Source organism: Bradyrhizobium sp. Ec3.3 (genome assembly GCF_000472925.1).
In the GTDB taxonomy this organism is placed as follows: domain Bacteria; phylum Pseudomonadota; class Alphaproteobacteria; order Rhizobiales; family Xanthobacteraceae; genus Bradyrhizobium.
The window spans coordinates 1-1,687 of sequence record NZ_AXAS01000154.1 but is presented as its reverse complement, the minus strand read 5'-3'; the positions used below and the strand labels follow the sequence as shown (position 1 = coordinate 1,687).

2 pseudogenes are annotated in these 1,687 nt (G+C 65.6%); both read right to left on the bottom strand.

From position 1 onward, the window contains the following. Window positions 1–1,042 (bottom strand): annotated as a pseudogene (locus YUU_RS0145835) (methyl-accepting chemotaxis protein); the annotation flags it as partial. 438 nt (window positions 1,043–1,480) lie between these two features. Next, window positions 1,481–1,687 (bottom strand): annotated as a pseudogene (locus tag YUU_RS54560) (methyl-accepting chemotaxis protein); the annotation flags it as partial.

Here is a 1,687-nt window from a genome sequence, read left to right as displayed (position 1 = left end):
CCTTGCGGCCGAGCCCCGGCAGCACGACCTCGAAATTGCCCGAGGCGAGCTCCCGCATCGCCTTGCACATCGCGATCATCGGCCGCGAGATGCCGTTGCCCAGCATCAGCGCAAGCACGGCACCGATCGCGAGGCCTCCCAGCGCCAGCATCAGGATGAGCCGCTCGGTCTCGCCGATCGCTGCATTGGCGCTGGCCTCGATGCGCTGCTGATCAGCCGTCAGGTCCGACCTCAGTTCATTCGAGAGTTTCAGGATGGCGCTGGCCGACTTCGTCATCTCGCCGTTCAGCTTGGCAACCGCCTTCACGTTGTCGGACAGTTTTGCGAAGGAGGCACGGTACTGCTTCAGGAGATTGCCGATCTCGGTGACGCGGTCGGTGATCTTCTGGTCGCTGGCATAGATCGAGACCAAAAGAGTCTCCAGGAACTTGATGCGCGCCGTGATGCCGTCGGCCGCCTTCGTCTCGGGCTTGGCGACGAAGGCGCTGACCGAGGTGGAGACGGCGAGATATTGCGAGGTGATGTCCTTGGCCGTGGTCTGCACCGACGGCAGCCCCGCCAGCGCCGCAGTGTCGGCGAGGTCGTCGAACTTGAAACGGATCTTGTTGCCGACGGCATTGAGCTCTTCGCCGGCGATCCTGGTGTTCTCGCGCGTCAGCGCGACGATGTCGGCGAAGACTTTTGCGAAGGCCTGGAATTCCTGTTGCAGCTTGCCGATCTGCTCGCGCCGTGCCGGCGCCGTGGTGGCGGCCATCGATTTCGCGATCGCCGACTTGAGGTTCTCCTCGGCGGCCTTGGCCGCGGTCTCATCGTCAGCCGCGCCGGTCAGCGTGTAGGCCCGCGCCAGCGCCTGGTAGGAGATCAGGTCGCGATCGACGCCCCGGGCAAGGTCCGCTTCCGACACGCTGGTCCGGTAGGACGTCACGGCGCCCGCGACCCGCTCGAAGCCGAGATAGGCGAAGGCCATGCTGGCAGCCAGGATGACCAGCACCGCGGCAAAGCCGAGGATGATCTTTGCTCGGAAGCGCAACGTCGGACGCATCGCTCGCTTTACCTTCGTTGCTTGCTTCGACGTTTCCTTCAAGGTTTCCTTCGAAGTTTCCTTGGACTTGACGGACATGCCCCACCCCATTTCACCTGCGGCCAGCCAGCCGCAATCCAGGAGCAGCCCGCTCCCTGACTCCCAGGGAAAATACGGCGGAAAGGATAAGCCGCGGTAAATTTGCGGCGGTGCGGGCGGTGGCAGGCCGATGCTCGAAAGGCATCCTCAACTGTCGTCCCCGGGGGCGCGCGGAGCGCGAGCCCGGGACCCCCGCGCGAGCGCACCGCGCTCGTCGCGAGAGCCCCAGGACGGGGTTTGGCGAAGACACGTGGTTACCAGTTCGCGCCGCAACCACTCCCTGTGGCTATGGGTCCCCGCCTTCGCGGGGACGACAGCGGAGTGTGGGCGACGACGCAATGCCTAAAGCGCAGCGAATACTCACGCCGCCCTGATATTCGCCATGAAGCGGTCGAGCTCGGCGCGCAGGCGAGTGCTTTCGCTGGAGAGCGTCTTGGCCGAGTGCAGCACCTCTTCCGAGGCCGAGCCGGTCTCGGCGGCGCCGCGGTTGACCTGGCCGATGTCGGTGGCCGCTGTCTGCGTGCCCTGCGCGACGTTCTGGACGCTGCGGGCGATCTCCTGCGTCGC